The 1,331-nt window shown below is 66.8% G+C and carries 1 protein-coding gene; it reads right to left on the bottom strand.

The window, feature by feature from the left end; genetic code table 11:
• Positions 1-14: 14 nt before the first annotated feature.
• Positions 15-1,331, bottom strand: a 1,317-nt coding sequence (locus HF526_RS34410; protein WP_169385827.1) for a hypothetical protein, incomplete at its 5' end; no start/stop codon positions are given.

The following is a 1,331-nucleotide window of genomic DNA, read 5'->3' as shown; positions in this document are numbered from 1 at the left end:
GTCATTGGTTTTTCTCAGATCATTCGGAGGTATTTGTGGGTTTCCCAGTCGGTGACCACGGCGTTGTATTCGTGGGCTTCTTGTCGTTTGTAGGTGAGGTAGGTGTGGTGGAAGTCGGGGCCGAAGACCTCGATGGCGGTGGTGTCGGTTTCGAACGCGTCGAGGGCCTGGGTGAGGGAGTGGGGCAGGGCCAGGTCGCCGAGTTTTTCTAGTTCCTCGGGGCTGAGTTGGTAGGTGTCCTGGTTGATCGGTTCGCCGGGGTCGAGTTCGCGGCGGATCCCGTCGAGCCCGGCGCCGAGGACCATGGCCATGCCGAGGTAGTAGTTCATCGCGCTGTCGGCGGTGCGCACCTCCAGGCAGTGTCGGTTGACCGGGAGCCGGCACATCAGGGTGCGGTTGTTCTCCCCGTAGGCGCGGTGCACCGGCGCCCAGGAAATCTCGTCCATGAAGCCCTTGCTGGTGAAGCGCTTGTAGGAGTTGACCGTCGGGGAGACCACGGCGCTGATCGCGTCGGCGTGGGCGAGCACGCCGGCGGTGAACTGGTGGGCGAGTTGGCTGTAGCGGGCCGACCCATCGGGGTGAGCGAAGAGGTTGGCACCGCTGTCGGCGTCAGCGAGGCTGATGTTGAGGTGTGAGGCCGACCCGAAGTCGTCCTGGAACGGCTTGGGCATGAAGGTGGCGATGCAGCCGAGCTGGCGGGCGACGTGCTTGGCCATCAGCCGGAACACGACCATCCGGTCGGCCATGGTGAGCGCGTCGGCGTAGCGGAAGTTGAACTCGTACTGGCCGTCGCCGCCCTCGTGGTCGAAGGAGTACACGCCCCAGCCCAGCCGGTTCATGTACTCGACCATCGGGCCCAGGAACGGCTCGGCCAGCATCGTGGCCTCCAGGTCGTAGCCCCGGGTGGGCCCGTTGTCGCGGTCGCTGGGCACCAGCGGCGCCCAGCCCTGGGGGGTCTGGCGGATCACATACAGCTCGGGCTCGATCCCGACGTTGGCGACCAGGCCCAGCTCCCGGGCCGCCGCGACCTGGCGCAGCAGGGCGTTGCGGGAGTCCTGCTCGTAGGGCCGCCCGTGCAGATGCAGCTCGGCGGGCACCACGGCGAAGCGCTCATCCCAGGGCAGCACGATCATCCGGTCCAGATCCGGAAGCCCCTGGCACTCGTCCTCGTGCGGCCCCAACTCGCCCATGCCCTCCAGAGCACCGACGGTGTACAGCTCCGAACCAGCCGCCATCGCCGGCAGCGACGCCAGCGGCACGCACTTGCTCTTCGGGACCCCATGCACATCGACGTAGAACCCGAACACGAACTCCACACCCCTGTCGGCGAG

This window comes from Pseudonocardia acidicola (assembly GCF_012911935.1).
GTDB lineage: Bacteria > Actinomycetota > Actinomycetes > Mycobacteriales > Pseudonocardiaceae > Pseudonocardia > Pseudonocardia acidicola.
This window is presented reverse-complemented; position numbering and strand designations above follow the sequence as displayed.